This window comes from Pseudomonadota bacterium (assembly GCA_027624955.1).
GTDB lineage: Bacteria > Pseudomonadota > Alphaproteobacteria > UBA828 > UBA828 > PTKB01.
The window spans coordinates 49,010-65,494 of the sequence record JAQBTG010000016.1 but is presented as its reverse complement, the minus strand read 5'-3'; the positions used below and the strand labels follow the sequence as shown (position 1 = coordinate 65,494).

Annotated in this window: 16 protein-coding genes; 9 read left to right on the top strand and 7 right to left on the bottom strand. The window is 59.3% G+C overall.

The window, feature by feature from the left end; translation table 11 throughout:
- Window positions 1-57: 57 nt before the first annotated feature.
- From pstB to O3A94_08280, 4 genes are all read left to right on the top strand, one after another.
- Complete coding sequence (gene pstB / locus O3A94_08295) at window positions 58-849, top strand: phosphate ABC transporter ATP-binding protein PstB (GenBank protein MDA1356254.1); 792 nt, start codon at window positions 58-60, stop codon at window positions 847-849.
- Window positions 850-878: 29 nt separating this feature from the next.
- A complete protein-coding gene (gene phoU / locus O3A94_08290; protein ID MDA1356253.1) occupies window positions 879-1,610 on the top strand; it encodes a phosphate signaling complex protein PhoU in 732 nt (243 codons plus the stop codon).
- Between the two features lie 12 nt (window positions 1,611-1,622).
- Window positions 1,623-2,312, top strand: coding sequence for a phosphate regulon transcriptional regulator PhoB (phoB, locus tag O3A94_08285; protein ID MDA1356252.1), 690 nt, complete (start codon window positions 1,623-1,625; stop codon window positions 2,310-2,312).
- A gap of 657 nt (window positions 2,313-2,969) precedes the next feature.
- Window positions 2,970-3,974 carry a hypothetical protein gene (locus O3A94_08280; GenBank protein ID MDA1356251.1) on the top strand — a complete coding sequence of 335 codons (1,005 nt, stop codon included), beginning with the start codon at window positions 2,970-2,972 and terminating at the stop codon, window positions 3,972-3,974.
- A 51-nt stretch (window positions 3,975-4,025) separates the two neighbouring features.
- Here O3A94_08280 and O3A94_08275 read toward each other — a convergent pair whose 3' ends face one another.
- The 3 genes from O3A94_08275 to O3A94_08265 all read right to left on the bottom strand — a co-directional run bounded on the left by O3A94_08275 (window position 4,026) and on the right by O3A94_08265 (window position 7,514).
- Complete coding sequence (locus tag O3A94_08275) at window positions 4,026-5,438, bottom strand: AmpG family muropeptide MFS transporter (GenBank protein ID MDA1356250.1); 1,413 nt, start codon at window positions 5,436-5,438, stop codon at window positions 4,026-4,028.
- A 21-nt stretch (window positions 5,439-5,459) separates the two neighbouring features.
- Window positions 5,460-6,419 carry a glutathione S-transferase family protein gene (locus O3A94_08270; protein MDA1356249.1) on the bottom strand — a complete coding sequence of 320 codons (960 nt, stop codon included), beginning with the start codon at window positions 6,417-6,419 and terminating at the stop codon, window positions 5,460-5,462.
- A 90-nt stretch (window positions 6,420-6,509) separates the two neighbouring features.
- Window positions 6,510-7,514: an adenosine kinase gene (locus O3A94_08265; GenBank protein MDA1356248.1), complete on the bottom strand. Its 1,005-nt coding sequence runs from the start codon at window positions 7,512-7,514 to the stop codon at window positions 6,510-6,512.
- A gap of 237 nt (window positions 7,515-7,751) precedes the next feature.
- On the opposite strand from O3A94_08265, the gene O3A94_08260 reads away from it, so the two are divergent.
- The 3 genes from O3A94_08260 to O3A94_08250 all read left to right on the top strand — a co-directional run bounded on the left by O3A94_08260 (window position 7,752) and on the right by O3A94_08250 (window position 9,659).
- Entirely contained in the window at window positions 7,752-8,447 is a 696-nt protein-coding gene (locus O3A94_08260) for an EI24 domain-containing protein (protein ID MDA1356247.1), read from the top strand.
- Between the two features lie 61 nt (window positions 8,448-8,508).
- Window positions 8,509-9,084, top strand: coding sequence for a polymer-forming cytoskeletal protein (locus O3A94_08255; GenBank protein ID MDA1356246.1), 576 nt, complete (start codon window positions 8,509-8,511; stop codon window positions 9,082-9,084).
- A 20-nt stretch (window positions 9,085-9,104) separates the two neighbouring features.
- Window positions 9,105-9,659 carry a hypothetical protein gene (locus O3A94_08250; protein ID MDA1356245.1) on the top strand — a complete coding sequence of 185 codons (555 nt, stop codon included), beginning with the start codon at window positions 9,105-9,107 and terminating at the stop codon, window positions 9,657-9,659.
- Window positions 9,660-9,705: 46 nt separating this feature from the next.
- Here O3A94_08250 and nth read toward each other — a convergent pair whose 3' ends face one another.
- Window positions 9,706-10,341, bottom strand: a complete 636-nt coding sequence (nth, locus tag O3A94_08245; protein ID MDA1356244.1) for an endonuclease III — start codon at window positions 10,339-10,341, stop codon at window positions 9,706-9,708.
- 86 nt (window positions 10,342-10,427) lie between these two features.
- Here nth and O3A94_08240 point away from each other — a divergent pair, with 86 nt between their 5' ends.
- Both O3A94_08240 and O3A94_08235 read left to right on the top strand, forming a co-directional pair.
- On the top strand, window positions 10,428-11,669 hold the full coding sequence (locus O3A94_08240) for a tetratricopeptide repeat-containing serine protease family protein (GenBank protein ID MDA1356243.1): 1,242 nt from the start codon (window positions 10,428-10,430) through the stop codon (window positions 11,667-11,669).
- A gap of 16 nt (window positions 11,670-11,685) precedes the next feature.
- Complete coding sequence (locus tag O3A94_08235; protein MDA1356242.1) at window positions 11,686-12,240, top strand: DUF2244 domain-containing protein; 555 nt, start codon at window positions 11,686-11,688, stop codon at window positions 12,238-12,240.
- Here O3A94_08235 and dapB read toward each other — a convergent pair.
- The 3 genes from dapB to dnaK all read right to left on the bottom strand — a co-directional run bounded on the left by dapB (window position 12,233) and on the right by dnaK (window position 16,370).
- On the bottom strand, window positions 12,233-13,042 hold the full coding sequence (gene dapB / locus O3A94_08230; protein MDA1356241.1) for a 4-hydroxy-tetrahydrodipicolinate reductase: 810 nt from the start codon (window positions 13,040-13,042) through the stop codon (window positions 12,233-12,235). The genes O3A94_08235 and dapB overlap by 8 nt on opposite strands.
- A gap of 148 nt (window positions 13,043-13,190) precedes the next feature.
- The gene (gene dnaJ, locus O3A94_08225; GenBank protein MDA1356240.1) at window positions 13,191-14,321 is read right to left on the bottom strand and encodes a molecular chaperone DnaJ; all 1,131 of its coding nucleotides are present in this window, start codon (window positions 14,319-14,321) and stop codon (window positions 13,191-13,193) included.
- A gap of 99 nt (window positions 14,322-14,420) precedes the next feature.
- Complete coding sequence (gene dnaK / locus O3A94_08220; protein MDA1356239.1) at window positions 14,421-16,370, bottom strand: molecular chaperone DnaK; 1,950 nt, start codon at window positions 16,368-16,370, stop codon at window positions 14,421-14,423.
- Window positions 16,371-16,485 lie beyond the last annotated feature (115 nt).

The window sequence follows — 16,485 nt, the reverse complement described above, 5'->3', positions numbered from 1 at the left end:
GCGTGACTGAATCTTGAAAGAGACAATGCCATGACCATACCAATAACCGGGACGACAATGGACCCGGCAAGCATTCAGGAAGAACAGGCGCCGGCGCACAAGATGCAGATCACGGGGCTTAACGTATTTTATGGCGCCAACCAGGCGCTGTTTGATGTTGATATGAATGTTGCCGAAAAGCGCGTGAGCGCGTTGATCGGCCCGTCAGGCTGCGGCAAATCGACTTTCCTGCGCTGCTTGAACCGCATGAACGATATCATTGAGGGCTGCAACGTGAGCGGCGAAGTGCTGCTCGACGGCGGCGATATCTACGCCCGCGAACTTGACGTCATTCAGCTTCGCGCCCGCGTCGGCATGGTCTTCCAAAAACCAAATCCGTTTCCCAAATCGATCTATGACAATGTCGCCTATGGGCCGCGCATTCACGGCCTCGCCGAAAACGCCGGCGAGCTCGATGAAATCGTCGAAAATAGTTTGCGCCGGGCCGGGCTGTTCGTTGAGGTAGCCGATCGCATGAACGCGTCTGCCACCAGCCTGTCGGGTGGACAACAACAGCGCCTCTGCATAGCGCGCGCCATCGCCATCAGTCCCGAAGTTATTTTGATGGATGAGCCGTGCTCGGCGCTTGATCCAATCGCCACCGCCAAGGTGGAGGAACTGATCGACGAGTTGAAAGAGGACTTCACCATCGCCATCGTTACGCACAATATGCAGCAAGCAGCCCGCGTTTCTCAGTACACCGCGTTTTTCCATTTGGGAAAGCTAGTGGAGTTCGGCGATACCGAAGCCATATTTACCAACCCGGAAGAGAAGCGCACCCAAGATTACATCACTGGGCGCTTCGGCTAAACCGCAAGAACGCCTGAAAGGACGAGGCCATGCCTAAGCATACCGTCAAGCGCTATGACGAAGAACTCAACCAGATGACCGACACCATTCTGCGCATGGGCGGCATGGTCGAGCAGCAATTGGCCAAGGCCATCACGGCGTTGATAAAACGCGATCCGGAACTGGCCGCGACGGTCATCGCCGACGACCAACCTATCGACCAACTCGAGCATGAAATCGACCAGCTGGTGATGCGTCTTCTCGCTCTCCGCCAACCGATGGCGGCCGATCTCCGACTGATCACTGCGTCGCTCAAAATATCGAGCGATTTAGAACGGATCGGCGATTACGCTGCCAACGTCGCCAAACGGGCGAGCGCGCTTTCCCAGGTCGAACCAATGCGCCCGGTGGCGGTCATCCCGCGCATGTCGCAAATCGTCCAGGGCATGATCAAGGATGTATTGGACGCCTATCTGGCGCGCGATGCCGAGAAGGCGCTGGCGGTGTGGCGGCGCGATGAAGAAGTGGACGAGACCTATAACAGCCTATTCCGCGAGCTACTGACCTATATGATGGAAGATCCGCGCCACATCACGCCGTGCACTCATCTTCTGTTTATCGCCAAGAACATCGAGCGTATGGGCGATCACGCCACAAATATCGCCGAGACCATCACCTTTCTCGTGACCGGCAAGCCACTCAGCGAGGCGCGCCCCAAGGGCGATACGACGCCGTTCGCAACGGCGCCGGATCGTGCCGGCGATGAGGCCGTAAAGCCGTGAACCCGTGAACCCGTGAAACCATATGTGCTTGTGGTCGACGATGAGGCCGATCTGCTGACTTTGGTGCGCTACAATCTTGAACGCGGCGGCTTCGAAGTCGGCGAGGCGGTGAACGGCGAGGAGGCGATGACGATGATCGCCGAGCGCTGCCCGGATCTCGTTATTCTAGACTGGATGATGCCGCGGATTTCCGGCATCGAAGTTTGCCGCCGCATTCGCCGCGCAACTCAGACGCAGAATCTGCCGATCATCATGCTGACAGCGCGTGGCGAGGAAAGCGACCGGGTGCGCGGTCTCGATTACGGCGCCGACGATTATATCGTCAAGCCGTTCTCACCGAGCGAATTGGTGGCGCGGGTGCGCGCCGTGCTGCGCCGGCTGCGCCCCGCTTTTGAAGCCGAGATCATTCAGTTCGCCGACGTGACCATGGACCTCGCTAAATACCGGGTGACACGCGGCGGCGACCCAATTCGTTTGGCCCCGACAGAATTTCGCCTCCTGCGCCACTTCATGGAGCATCCCGGCCGCGTCTTCAGCCGTGAGCAATTGCTCGATGCCGTGTGGGGGCGGGAAATATATCTTGAATCGAGAACGGTCGATGTCCATGTCCGGCGCCTACGCAGAACACTAAACGCCGGCGGAAAACAGGATATTATCAGGACCGTGCGCGCCGCTGGATACGCGTTGGACGAGCACGCCTAACAAATTTTGGTTAGGTCGGTACAAGCTCTCACGCGGCGATCAAGGAATCGCCAATTGCTTGTAGTACATATTGCTTGTAGTACATAATGTCCTACAAGCTGAATGTCGCCGTTTGAGCGCTGGCCGTGCTTGCAATGTGCTACCGGCGCGTTTTAACGCCCCTTAGAAGGAATACCATATTTTGCGATCATTTAGCTCGCGCATACTAGCAATGGTGGTTGATAGCACCTTGTAACTAAACAATAAAACGATGTATATACTTGTGTGATCAGTCTGTTAGTGGTATGTGCTACAGAGTTAGACACGAGATAAATTTCCGTTCGGCATCATATATGGCGCAGCATGGCTGTACGACATGCAAATTCAGGCCGGGCGATGGTTGACAACCGCCCCGACAGCGGCAATGGCGAGGCGCGCGCCAAGGCGCCGTCGCCCTGGTCAGTCAGAGGCGTCTCGAGGGAAGCCCGCGCGAAGGCGAGCAAAGCCGCGGCACGGCGCTGAGAGACCATTGGCGAATGGGTCACCAACGCGCTCACCCAAGCCGCCAACGAAGAACTCGGCACCGGCCCACGCCGCGACCAGTCGCAATATGGGCAGGCTGGACTGCCAGCTTCAACCGCACAGGACGATACGCCACTTGGCAAGGCACTGCTTGCCTTGGCGGAACGCTTCGAGCGCTCGGAGACGCGCAACGACGCAATCATTTCTTTAGTGGAGCGGATGGAAGGCGCTGAATATAAGGGCAGAGAAGTGAGCGTCATGGCCGAACAGATCGGCCTAGTGGAGCAGCGTTCGCGCGCCCTCACATTGCTGGTCGAGCGGCTGGAATCGGCTGAAAAACGCGAAGATTCGTTGCTTACCTTGATGCATGGCGTGGCCGAGAGAGCGGAACGCGGCGAGGAGCGCATCATAGCTGTAACGCGCGGGCTCGCCGATTTAGCACTAAGTTTAGAAACCGCGCTCACCCGAAATAATGTCCGCACGGCGCAGAGCATCAGCAATTTCGTTGCGCCGCTTGAAGATGCGGTCAACGCCCTTGGCAATCGCATGTCTTCGACTTCTCAACGAGCCGCGCAAGAGGCGCCACCACCACCAGCAGCGGCACAGTTTTACGACACTCCAGACGGGTCTGCCGCGAGCGACGGGGCGAGTGAACCGCAACTCTATAGCCCGGTGTCACAAGCCCAATCGCTACAGCAGGGCGGCGCTGAAAAGAGTGAGCGCCTCAAATTTGATTTCAATGCGTTGAATGCGCGGGCGATTAAGAACAGCCAGCGCTTGGCCGATGAATTGGACGAGTCCGGCGCAGAAGACGGAGATGACGACAGCAGCTGGGTTAGCAAGCAAGGCAATTCAGAAACCGACGATCCTTCGGTAGACCAGGCAAACGCTAAAGCCGACGCCAAGACGGTCGACAACGCCAAGTCGGTCGACAAATCCAAGTCGCTCGACGACGATGATTGGGCGAGCGAATATATGGTCGAAGATGGCGCCCAGAACAGCGCCCAAGCAATAACTGCGGACGACCTGCGTGAACCAACGTTGGACGATGCAAGCCCCGTCACGGCCGCCGCCCCAGCCGCTGAAGATAAACCAGTGGTCAGCGAAGAAGATGAAATGCTGCTGGCGCTGAAACAAGCGATCAGACCGGATAAACCGTAACCGACTGTTTCCATACAAAAAGCTTCGGTTTGTCAGCCTGTCGCCGGTTGCCTAAGGCGTCTCAGGAGCATCCACATCCGACCGCGCCACGCTCTGCCTGTGCGCCACCGTCAACCACAGCAACAAAGCCAATCCTGGCAATGCGGCGAGCGTCGTCACCAGGAAAAACGGCGCCCAATCCAGCATCTCGGCCAGTCGCCCCGCTGGCGCGGCAAGAAAAGTGCGACCAAGCGCCGCGATAGCGCTCAACAGCGCATATTGCGTCGCCGTGTAGGCGAGATTGCACAGGCTCGACAGATAGGCCACAAGCGCCGCCGTTCCCATGCCTCCGGCGAGATTCTCAACCCCAACCGCGGCGGCCAGCATGCCGGTATCGTGACCGACCATGGCCTGAACGGCGAACATCATATTGGAGAGCATCTGCAAACCGCCGCAAATCCATAGCGCCCACAGCATGCCCATTTGAGCGATCAGCCACCCACCGGCAACAAATCCCACCATCGTGGCGCCAAAGCCGAAAATCTTGCCGACGTAGGCGATCTCAGCATTGCTGAAGCCGAGCTCGACCATGAAATAACCGGTCATCACACCGGCCATGGAATCGCCGAGCTTGAAAAAGACGATGAACAGCAGAATGACGAGCCACAGTGGGCGGGTCGTGAAATCGGCGAAGGGGCCGATCACCGCGCCGTAAGCCCAGGCAAGAACCACCGCCCGCCGTCCCGTCAATTCGGGCCGGCTAGCCAAATACTCACCAACCCGACGCTCGCGGCGCTCGGTCTCGATGTCGATGCCACGCACTGGCTCGCGGCTCAGCAGGATCGTCGCGACACCGATGAGCATGAGCGCGGCCATAATAAAATAGACCACGCTCCAATCGAGCCCCTCGGCCAGATAAAGCGCGCCGGCTCCGGAAACCAGCATGCCGACACGATAGCCCAAGACCACCGTGCTGGCACCGACGCCAATCTTTTCCTCTTCGAGAAGCTCCACTCGGTAGGCGTCGATCACCACATCCTGACTAGCGCTGCAAAACGAGACAAGCAGCGCAAAACCCGCCATCAGCGCCGGATTCGCCGCCGGATCGGTGAGCGCCATGGCGCAAATCGCGGGTATCAGCGCCACTTGGCTGGCCACCGTCCAGCCGCGGCGCTGCCCGAGCCAGCGCGTCAGCAGCGGAAACGGCGCCCGGTCGAGGAGCGGCGCCCACAGGAATTTCAGTGTGTAGGGCAGGGTCACGGCAGAGAACAGGCCGACCGTCGTCTTGTCGATGCCTTCGCGTGCTAGCCATATGCCCAGCGTACCCAACACCAGAGCGAGCGGCAGGCCGCTCGAGAGACCGAGAAAGAGGATCGCGGCGATGCGCCGGTCCCGGTAATTGAGAAGTGTGGCGCGCCAAGATTTCCCGGCAGCCGAGCCGAGCCCGTCTCCTGGCGGCGTGGCGGGAGAGCGGCCGTTAGTCACGATATGCTCGCCGGGTTGCCTTCAGAGTTGGTCCCTGTCATGCGGCTGGTTCAGGTACATCTCGGGTCCGCGCGGCACGATGCGGGTCGGATTGAGGCTCTCATGGCTGCGGTAATAATGTTCCTTGATGTGACGGAAATTGCACAGCTCAGCGATGCCCGGGATTTGGTATAGCTCCCGTAAGTAACTGGAAAGGCACGGATAGTCTGCGATTCTTCGGAGATTGCATTTGAAGTGCCCGAAATAGACAGGATCGAAACGCACCAGCGTCGGAAACAGCCGCCAATCCGCTTCGGTCAATTGTGCGCCGCATAGATAGCGCCGCGTCCGCAATCTCTCTTCCAGCCAATCGAGCGCCGCAAAGAGTTGATCAAAGGCTTGCTCATAGGCGCGCTGAGCAGCGGCAAACCCGGTGCGGTAGACGCCGTTGTTGATGTCGGCATAGACCCGGTCATTGACCGCATCTATTTCACTTCGTAGCTCAAGTGGACAGTAATCAGGCGTTTCGGCTGTCAGCGCAGCGAATTCGCTGTTCATCATGCGAATGATCTCGGAAGATTCATTGCTGACGATTGTGGCGCGTTCCCTGTCCCACAACACCGGCACCGTAACGCGGCCGGAATAATCGCTCCGCGCTTGGGTATAGATTTCGTACATGTAGCCGGCGGCGAACAGCGGATCGGCGATGCAGCCCTCACTATCGCCAAACTGCCAACCCTGATCCGCCATGAATGGATCGACGACCGAGACGCTGATCGCGTCTTCTAAGCCTTTGAGTTGGCGATATATTAATGTGCGGTGGGCCCAAGGGCAGGCGAGTGAGATATAGAGATGATAGCGCCCTTTCTCCGCCTTGAAGCCGGACGCACCGTCGGCCGTGATTTGATCGCGGAACTGGGTGTCGGCGCGCACGAAACTGCCGTCCTTTGAGCGCACCTCAAGCGTTTCAGTTTGCCAAACGCCGTCCACCAACTGGCCCATTCCTGCGCTCCCCCTAAATCCGTCGTCGCCCCGTCATACAACGATATGACAAATGGCAAAGCATTGAAATTAAACGTATTTACGGCGCCCTTATACGGCCGGTGGGCGCCCGCTCGCGGCCACGAGTTGGGCAATATCCGATTCGGGCTTGGGGCCGAAATGAGAAATTACTTCGGCCGCAGCCAAAGCGCCAAGCCGGCCGCAGCGCGCTAAATCGAAATCATGGGTGATGCCGTAGAGGAATCCGGCGGCATAGAGATCACCAGCGCCAGTGGTATCTTTCACCCGCGCCACAGGCGCCGCGCCAATGACGTGGACTTCGCCGCGTCCGACCACGACCGAACCATGCTCGCTCCGCGTCAGCGCTGCGATTTCGCAATGTTTGCTGACTTGCTGAAGCGCGGCGTCGAAATCTCCAACCTGATAGAGCGAAAGGATCTCATCCTCGTTGGCAAACAGAATGTCGACATGATGCTCGACCAACTCGCGCAGTTCTGCACGATGACGCTCGACGCAAAACGGGTCAGACAGGCTGAGAGCCACCCGCCGGCCATGCGCTGCGGCGATTCCTTGCGCCTTACGAAAGGCCTGCTTGGCGCCAGGCGGGTCCCAGAGATAACCTTCCATATAGGTAATCTTGGCGGCGGCAATGAACGCTTCGTCGATGTCGTCGGGGCCAAGTTCGACACAAGCTCCGAGATAGGTGTTCATGGTGCGCTGCGCATCGTCGGTAACAAGGATCAGGCAGCGCGCTGTGGGTGCGCTGTCGACCGAGGGTGCGGTCTCGAAGCGCACGCCCGCTGCACCAATATCGTGGCCGAATACACCGCCCAGCGTGTCTTCACTGATCTTGCCGACATAACCCGCCGCGCCGCCCAGCAAGGCCAGCCCGACCATGGTATTGGCGGCAGAGCCGCCCGATACTTCAACGCCCACCCCCATCGCGCCGTACAACGCCTCGGCCTGCACGGCATCGATCAATGTCATGGTGCCCTTGGCCAGCGCGTGATCGACGAGAAAAGAATCCTCGGCGTGGGCAATCACATCGACGATCGCATTGCCAATGCCGACCACATCCATACTGGGTTGCGTCATATTTTCTCTCCGATTCATCCGCGCCAGGGGTTGTTGCGGGCCGCACTATAAGGGGCTTGGTGCTTTCTATCCACCAGTACCCCGTACCTATTCGACATTGCGCACGACTTGCGCAGGACAAGAGTGCTGTAACGCGCCGGACATAGCTTGCAGCGCCGGTGGCAACGCAATACAAGCCGCCCTTGAGCGGACGGGAGGATGCGCTTTGGCGCACCGTAGCAATCCGGAGATGGCATCATGATAGAAGCGCTGGTCCTGGCGTTCGAACAACTCGGCGACAAGCGTATCCGCCGACCGATGCTGTGGACGATCTTGCTCACATTGGCTGTCTCCGCGCTGTTGATCGCCGGCGCGGCCGCCCTGTTTGCACTCTGGGAAGTGTCCGGCTTCTTCTTGTTTGATTGGGCGTTGGCCTTGCTGGGTGGCATCGCCGCAGCGTTCGTCGCCTGGATGTTATTTCCGATCCTGGCGGCGGAGTTTCTTTATATGTTCGTCGATCAAGTCGCGGACGCGGTCGAGGCGCGCCATTATCCCCGCCTGCCGCGGCCCAACCCGGCGACATTTTGGCAATATGCGGTTGCCGGCATTCGCCTCGCCCTGGTGATGACCTTTTTCAACCTGCTTATACTGCCGCTGGCGTTGATTCCGGTTGTCCAGGTCGTATATCCGATTATCTATTTGATCGTTAACGGCGCCTTGTTAGGGCGCGAGTTTTTTGAAATTGTCGCGCCGCGGCGCATGGATTTTGCGGCGGTGCGTAAATTGCGACGCAAGCACCGCAGCAAATTATTTGTCGCAGGCATTGTAATTGCATTATTATTCTCAATTCCGCTGGTTAATTTAATTGCGCCGGTCGTGGCGACTGCATTTATGGTCCATATCTTCCACGGCTTGCGCGACGGCGGCGGCAAACGAAGCGAATCGCGATCGTGAGCGAATGACGGAAACAGAAATGTTCCGCCGCAAAAGCAACGAACCAGGAGGCCGCAGGTCCATGGCCGGCAGCAATAGTGACGAACCCCACGTGATCTCACGCCTGTCCAGTAATTCGATGAATGTGGACGGCGCCGGTCGCGCCGTGCAATTCCATCCCGATGTTCCAAATCGAATCATCGGCTCGCATCCGCAAGTCCTGTCTGAAGCACCGCAAGAGTTTGCCTCGGATTCCAGGCGCCTGACAGTCGGCAGGGATATGAGCCTGAGCAGCGCGGAGATATCGGATTGCGACCGCTTGGTGATCGAAGGCACGATCGAGGGCAACCTGAACAGCGCCCGCTACCTCGAAATCGATTATGGCGGCGTCTTTAGGGGCACGGCGGTGGTCGACAATGCCGAGATCGCCGGCACTTTCGAGGGCGAATTGACGGTGCATAACCGCCTCGCCATTCATGCTTCAGGCCTGGTTCTAGGTCAGGTACGCTATGGCCAATTAGAGGTCGAGCGCGGCGGGCGGATAAACGGCCAAGCCGAACAGGACGGTAAGAACCGCGAGGCCGACCCGCAACTAATCGGCGATGGCAGCCAGGAAATCACATTTCCAAACCCAACGTTCTTGCCTGAAACGGATTGATGATACGGCGCTCGACCGGCATGCGGCCGGCTCGAGCGGGCACGTTAGCACTTGCGCTGAGCTTGCTTGTCCTCGCCGCGTGCGGCGCGCCCGGCGGCACGGCGCGCGACAGCAACTCCCAACCACCAAGTAAAGCAGCGGAATCGTCGTCCGAAGCACTGTCTTCAAACGCGGCGCTCGATCCGCCAGCGCCGGGGCAAGCTCTCGAGCCACCCGTTGCTCCGGAACAGAAAACCACGCGGGCGCCGGCCGTGCCGCTCACCCCCGTCGCGCCGATCGCGCCGATCAATGATGATCCGGATCAGTTGATGGGTCTGGCACCTCACGCCGTCAGCCACCTACTGGGTCCACCCTCCCTGTTGCGGACGGAAATACCGGCTCAGGTCTGGCAATACACAGCGGCCAATTGCGTGCTCGACATTTATCTCTACGCCGAAGACGAGGCGCCCGACCGATCGCGCGTGACCTATTACGAAATCCGCAGAACCCAATCTCCCGGGAGCGGCCGACGCGCTTGCTTCGCCGACATTATCGCACGCCGCAATCTCGCGGCGGACACCACTCCCGAATCTTGACAACTACCTCGCGCGGTGCGCGCGCGGCGGCGCTGCTTGGCCCACGCTAGGCTTGGGTTTTTTGCTTAAAGCCACATAATTCGCGCACCACACAGCCCGGGCAATCGGGCGTGCGGGCTTTGCAAACATGGCGCCCGAACAGAATTAGCCAGTGATGGGCGTGCTGAAGATATTCCTCCGGCACAATTTTATAGAGCTTTTGCTCAACCTGATCGGGCGTCTTGCCGGGCGCTAGGCCTGAGCGGTTCGAAACCCGGAAGACATGCGTATCGACAGCGATAGTGGGCTGACCGAACACCGTGTTGAGAACGACTCCCGCGGTTTTGCGCCCGACCCCGGGCAGCGCCTCGAGATGCGAACGTTCGTCCGGCACCTGGCTGTTATGGTGCTCGATCAGCATCCCGCTCAGGGCGATTATGTTTTTGGCCTTGGCATTGTAGAGGCCGATCGTGCGGATGTGCGTCTTGAGCCTAGCTTCGCCCAAGGCTACCATTTTCTCCGGCGTGTCGACGGCGGCAAAAAGTGCTTTTGTTGCTTTGTTGACACCGACGTCGGTGGCTTGCGCAGACAACACGACAGCGACCAAAAGCGTGAAAGGATTATTGAAGTTGAGCTCGGTCACCGGTGCGGGAATACGCTCGGCCAACCGTTTCATGAACTCTTTAGCATCGCTCTTTTTCATAAGCTCGAGAATAGTTGGACCGGGCGGGTTAAACTAGAGAATAGAATGGCTGGAACTGATGAATGCGACCGCCAAGGCGCACTGACATGAGATTACTCGTGACCTCGCTGCTGATTGTCGCCTGTGCGACGCTGGCGCCGCTTGCTAGCGCTCGAGCCGGCCTGAGCGAAGGGCGCGCCGCCTATGCACAGGGCGACTACGCCGCAGCTTTGGCGGAGATAACACCTCTCGCCGAATCCGGCGAGCCCAACGCTCAGCGCCTGCTCGGCGTGATGTACCGTCAAGGCCAGGGCGTCGCCAAGAATGGCGAGCGCGCGCTTCACTGGACGCAACAAGCGGTCGCGCAGGGCGACGCGGCGGCCCAGTTCAATCTCGCTAATATTTATGAAGCCGGCGATATAGTGGCTAAGAATTTCGCTCTCGCGGCAAAATATTACTACGCCGCCGCACACGCCGGCATTCCGCTGGCGCAGTATCGCCTGGGTGCATTTTATCTCGACGGCCTGGGCGGCACGACCGATGCGGTTCTCTCGTTCGTGTGGTATTCACGCGCCGCCAGCAATAAAAGGTCCGGCGCGCTAGCCGATCATGCGGCGAAAGCGCGCGACAAAATTGCGGGCACACTCAGCGAAAGTGAAAAGGCGCGCGGCGCGGCGCTGTTGAATAAATCGGCGCAAGAGTTTGGCAACGGGGCTGAAGCGGTGGACCCGCCGCGCAAGCAATCGACCGGCACCGGCTTTATCGTCAGCGCGGACGGCTATGTTCTCACCAACAATCACGTCGTGGCCGGTTGCAGCGAAGTGCGTATCAAGCCCCTGGTCGTGCCGATCATCGCGCAAGACGCCGGGCTCGATCTTGCGCTTCTCAAGGTAGGCGCGAAGTTCAAACGCTTCGCAACATTTCGCGATGGTGAAATTCGCAAAGGCGAAACCGTGGTGGTGGCAGGCTTTCCGCTGCCCGGCGTGCTCGCCTCTGATCTCAAGATCACCACCGGAACGGTGAGCGGGTTGGCTGGGCCGGGCAATAATAGAAACCTCATGCAGCTCTCCGCGCCGGTGCAGAAGGGCAATAGCGGCGGACCACTGCTCGATCTGTCGGGCCATTTGGTAGGCGTGGTGGTGAGCAAGCTGGACGCGCTGAAATTGGCCCGCACCACTGGCGATATTCCGCAAAACGTCAATTTCGCCATCAAGGGCTCAGTGGCGCGGGACTTTATGGCTGCCAACGGCATTGAAGCCGTTTCAGCGCCTTCCGAAGCCAATCTGCCGGCGGCAGATGTGGCCGAGCGCGCGCAGTTCTACACCGCGTTAATCGAATGTTGGAAATAGGCAGACGGCGGCTAGGATGACGCGAAACCGGGAACATCAGCCCCGCCCCGAACTTCAAAACAGGCAATCTGAAGTTTGCGGCGCCTCGGTACGCAGCGGCGAAATTACGGCACCAGTTCTCTTCGATGCCATGTTCGAGCCGCACCGCTCGCTATCGCGCTCCGGCTTTTTCGCGGTGATCCTCTTTGTTGGGCTTATCACGCTCGGCTTCGGCATTCTTTTTCTGGCCATGGGTGCGTGGCCGGTCTTTGGATTTCTCGGGCTCGATCTTTTTCTCCTGTGGCTAGCGATCAAGCTAAACGCCCGCGCCCGCAAGATCGTCGAGCGTATCCGCGTCACGTCGGAACAGGTTGTGGTGACACGGTCCGGGCCGCGCGGCGACGAGAGCTGGAGCTTTAATCCTTACTGGCTGAATGTCGCCGTTAGTGAATCAGCGACCGGAAAGGGTGAACTCCGTCTCTCCTCGCACGGCTTTTCGCTCAGCCTCGGTGCCTTTCTCCTGCCCGCCGAGCGCCAAGAAATTTCTGCGGCGCTAAAAAAAGCGCTGGCGGATATGGGGCGAATTAGCTAAGCGCGGTGAATTCCAAGACGTCCGCCATGGTGTAGAGGCCGGGCGGTTTATTATGCGCCCAGCCCGCGGCGCGCAGCGCACCGCGGGCATAAGTTTGCCGGCTAGCGGCTTTGTGGGTCAATTCCAGGCGCTCACCATCGGCGGCAAATATCACGCTGTGATCGCCAACCACATCGCCGCCGCGCAGCGCGGCGAAACCGATGGCGCCACGTTGACGCGGGCCGGTGACGCCGTCACGCCCGCGCGCGGCCATCGCGTCGAGGCTGACACCGCGGCCCTTCGCCACCGCCCGTCCGAGGCCAAGCGCAGTGCCCGACGGCGCATCGACCTTGTAGCGGTGATGCATCTCGACGATCTCGACGTCAAAGGCATCATCGAGAAGGGCGGCGGCCTGTTCCACCAGGCGCATCAAGAGATTAACGCAAAGGCTCATATTCGGCGCCTGGACGATCACCGCGGTATCGCCGGCCTTCTGCAGCGCCTGTTGCTGCACCGCGTCGAGCCCGGTGGTGCCGATAATCAGCGCCGTACCGTGCCGAGCGGCACAATGGCTATGGCCCACCGTAGCGCCCGGCAGGGTAAAATCGAGTACCGCATCGCTCGCCGCGAACAGCGCGTCGGTATCGGCACCGATCGGCACCGCTAACGCTGCCAGCCCGGCCAACTCACCGGCGTCGCGCCCGAGCATGGCATGTCCGGCAATCTCGCTCGCCGCCACGAGACGAAAGCCCTTAGTATCGCTTACCTCGCGAATAAGAACGCCGCCCATTTTTCCAGCCGCGCCGGTTACGCCGATTTTGATGTCACCTGTTCCCGCCATGCCGCCCTCGTCTGTTTGCGCCGCCCGCGTCAGCTTGCCCAGGCAAAAATACACAAAGCCGCGCGCACACCAAGCGCTATTCGAATGCCGGCGGCGAAAGGGGGGTGCGATCCGAGCGGCGGACGCGGGATCAGTCCTTAAGGTCTTCCCAGAGATCCTTGACCTTGGAGAAGAAACCATCCGATTGCGGACTGGTGCTCTTGGTACCGAGAGAATCGAACTGCTTGAGCAATTCTTTTTGTTTCTTGTTCAGATTAACCGGCGTTTCGACCGCCACTTGGATATACATATCGCCCGGAGAGCCGCCTCTGAGCGCCGGCATGCCCTTCGCTCGCAGACGAAACTGATGGCCGTTTTGGGTGCCCGACGGGATGGTGACACGCGCCCGGCCGCCTCCCAAAGTCGGCACATCGATTGAGCCGCCGAGGGTCGCCGAGAACATCGGAATCGGCACCTCGCAATAGAGATTCATCGCGTCGCGCTGAAACAGGGGATGCGGCTTGACCGAAATAAATATGTAGAGATCGCCGGCCGGAGCGCCGCGGGCGCCCGCCTCGCCTTCGCCGGCAAGACGGATGCGGGTGCCATTTTCAACGCCCGCCGGAATATTGACCGAAAGCGTCTTATCCTTTTGCACGCGTCCGGCGCCGCGGCACTTGTTGCACGGATCAGCGATCACCGTGCCCGAACCCTGGCAGGTCGGACAGGTCCGTTCGACGGTAAAAAATCCCTGCTGAGCGCGCACCTTGCCGACACCACCGCAGGCGCCGCAGATCGTCGGCTTGGTACCTTCCTTCGCGCCCGTCCCGGAGCAGCCTTCACAGCTTACGGACGTCGCGGCTTGAACCTTGGCTTGCTTGCCGCTAAAGGCATCTTCCAGGTTGATTTCCATGTTGTAACGTAGATCGGCGCCCCGCGCCGGGCCGCGCCGGCCACCACGCCGCCCGCCGCCCATGAAATCGCCAAACAAATCATCGAACACATCGGAGAAGCTGGAGCGCATATCGAAATCACCGCCACCGCCGCCGCCACCGCCTTCGAATGCCGCATGACCATACTGGTTATAGGCTTCGCGCTTCTGCGGATCGGACAGCACGCCATAGGCTTCCGAGAGTTCTTTGAACTTGGCTTCCGCCGCCGCGTCATCGGGATTGCGGTCCGGATGATATTTCATCGCGAGCGTGCGATAGGATTTTTTAAGCTCATCCGCGCCGACTTCGCGGGAAACTCCAAGTGTTGCGTAAAAATCAGGTTTGGCCATCGGATTCTCAGCGATCAGCAAGGCGACAATCGTCGCCGCAAGACGGCGGCGACGTTGCCGGCAAGATATGCATGATTAGTGTCACTGGGGAGGAGCAGATTAGCTGGAACGCTGATTCTTGTCCTCGTCGTCCAACTCCTCGAATTCCGCATCAACAATATCGTCAGGTTGCGGCGCATCCTCATCGTCTGCGTCGCCGGAGGGGTGAGCCCCCATACCCTCCGCCATGCCGGCCTCGGCGCCACCAGCATCTTTATACACGGCTTCGCCGAGTTTCATCGACGCCTGACCGAGCTGTTCCATCTTGGCGGCAATCTCGGCCGCGTCCTCGCTGGCGAGCACGCCCTGCACCTCTGCGATTTGTGCTTCGATTTCGCCTTTCTCCTCGGCGCTGATCTTATCGCCATGCTCTTCCAGCATCTTTTGGACGCTATGGATCATGGCTTCCGCATGGTTGCGCGCTTCGACCAGAGCCTTGCGAGTTTTATCGTCTTCGGCATGAGCTTCCGCATCATGCACCATGCGGTCGATCTCCGCGTCATCGAGCCCGCCCGAGGCCTGGATACGAATCTGCTGTTCCTTGGCCGTGGCCTTGTCTTTGGCCGACACATTCACGATGCCGTTGGCGTCAATATCGAACGTCACCTCGATCTGCGGCAGGCCGCGCGGCGACGGGGGTATTCCGACCAGATCGAACTGGCCGAGCAGCTTGTTGTCCGCCGCCATCTCACGTTCGCCCTGAAAGACGCGAATGGTGACCGCCGACTGACCGTCCTCGGCGGTGGAAAAGACTTGGCTCTTTTTGGTCGGGATCGTGGTGTTGCGGTCGATCAAGCGGGTGAACACGCCGCCCAATGTTTCGATACCGAGCGACAGCGGCGTAACATCGAGCAACAACACATCCTTGACGTCGCCCTGCAGGACGCCGGCTTGAATGGCGGCGCCGACGGCGACGACTTCGTCCGGGTTAACGCTCTTATTGGGCTCGCGGCCAAAGAAATTCTTCACGGTCTCGATTACTTTGGGCATGCGTGTCATGCCGCCGACGAGAATCACTTCGTCGATCTCACCCGGCGACAGGCCGGCATCCTTGAGCGCCGCCTTGCAGGGATCGATCGTCCGGTTGACGAGATCTTCAACGATGGCTTCGAGTTTGGAGCGTGTCACCTTCATCGTCAGATGCTTGGGGCCGTTTGCATCGGCGGTGATGAAGGGCAGGTTAATTTCCGTCTGCACGGCGCTCGACAGCTCGATCTTGGCTTTCTCGGCCGCTTCCTTTAACCGCTGCAAAGCGAGTTTGTCTTCGCGCAGGTCGATACCGTTTTCTTTCTTAAACTCGTCCGCCAGATAGCCCATCAGACGCATGTCGAAATCTTCGCCGCCGAGGAATGTATCGCCATTGGTCGATTTCACTTCAAACACGCCGTCGCCGATTTCCAGAACCGAAACGTCGAACGTGCCGCCGCCGAGGTCGAAAACAGCAATCGTTCCGTTTTCCTTGCGGTCTAGCCCGTAGGCGAGCGCCGCGGCAGTCGGTTCGTTGATAATGCGCAGCACTTCGAGGCCGGCGATCTGCCCGGCGTCCTTGGTCGCTTGGCGTTGCGAATCATTGAAATATGCCGGCACGGTGATGACCGCTTGGGTAATCGTCTCACCGAGATTGGATTCGACGGTTTCTTTCATCTTTTGCAGAATGAAAGCGCTGATTTGGCTCGGTGAATAGGTTTCGCCGCGCGCTGAGACCCAGGCATCCGCATTGCCATGATCGACGATTGAATAGGGCACCATCTTGATGTCTTTTTGCGTCATCGGGTCCTTGAAGGCACGTCCGATAAGCCGCTTGATGGCGAAAATTGTGTTTTCCGGGTTGGTTACCGCTTGGCGCTTGGCCGGTTGGCCAACCAGCCGCTCACCATTCTCGGTGAATGCGACAATCGACGGGGTGGTACGTCCGCCCTCCGAATTTTCGATCACACGGGGCTCGGAGCCCTCCATGATCGCCACACAGGAGTTTGTGGTGCCGAGATCAATTCCGATTACTTTAGCCATGTTACGCCCTCATAATTTTGCAGACCCCGGCGGCCACATGATGCACCGCGTCGGGCCCCATAGGATTGGGCAAACCGCCGCGTCGGCAACGGTTCAAGTCGTGGGCATATATTGG

Excerpts from the sequence above, each read along its gene's own strand:
- dnaK (MDA1356239.1), bottom strand. The coding sequence starts at position 16,370 with ATGGCTAAAGTAATCGGAATTGATCTCGGCACCACAAACTCCTGTGTG.
- O3A94_08250 (MDA1356245.1), top strand. The coding sequence starts at position 9,105 with ATGCGGCCGGCTCGAGCGGGCACGTTAGCACTTGCGCTGAGCTTGCTT.
- nth (MDA1356244.1), bottom strand. The coding sequence starts at position 10,341 with ATGAAAAAGAGCGATGCTAAAGAGTTCATGAAACGGTTGGCCGAGCGT.
- O3A94_08265 (MDA1356248.1), bottom strand. The coding sequence starts at position 7,514 with ATGACGCAACCCAGTATGGATGTGGTCGGCATTGGCAATGCGATCGTC.
- pstB (MDA1356254.1), top strand. The coding sequence starts at position 58 with ATGGACCCGGCAAGCATTCAGGAAGAACAGGCGCCGGCGCACAAGATG.
- dnaJ (MDA1356240.1), bottom strand. The coding sequence starts at position 14,321 with ATGGCCAAACCTGATTTTTACGCAACACTTGGAGTTTCCCGCGAAGTC.
- O3A94_08235 (MDA1356242.1), top strand. The coding sequence starts at position 11,686 with ATGACGCGAAACCGGGAACATCAGCCCCGCCCCGAACTTCAAAACAGG.
- O3A94_08255 (MDA1356246.1), top strand. The coding sequence starts at position 8,509 with ATGGCCGGCAGCAATAGTGACGAACCCCACGTGATCTCACGCCTGTCC.
- phoU (MDA1356253.1), top strand. The coding sequence starts at position 879 with ATGCCTAAGCATACCGTCAAGCGCTATGACGAAGAACTCAACCAGATG.
- O3A94_08240 (MDA1356243.1), top strand. The coding sequence starts at position 10,428 with ATGAGATTACTCGTGACCTCGCTGCTGATTGTCGCCTGTGCGACGCTG.
- O3A94_08270 (MDA1356249.1), bottom strand. The coding sequence starts at position 6,419 with ATGGGCCAGTTGGTGGACGGCGTTTGGCAAACTGAAACGCTTGAGGTG.
- O3A94_08260 (MDA1356247.1), top strand. The coding sequence starts at position 7,752 with ATGATAGAAGCGCTGGTCCTGGCGTTCGAACAACTCGGCGACAAGCGT.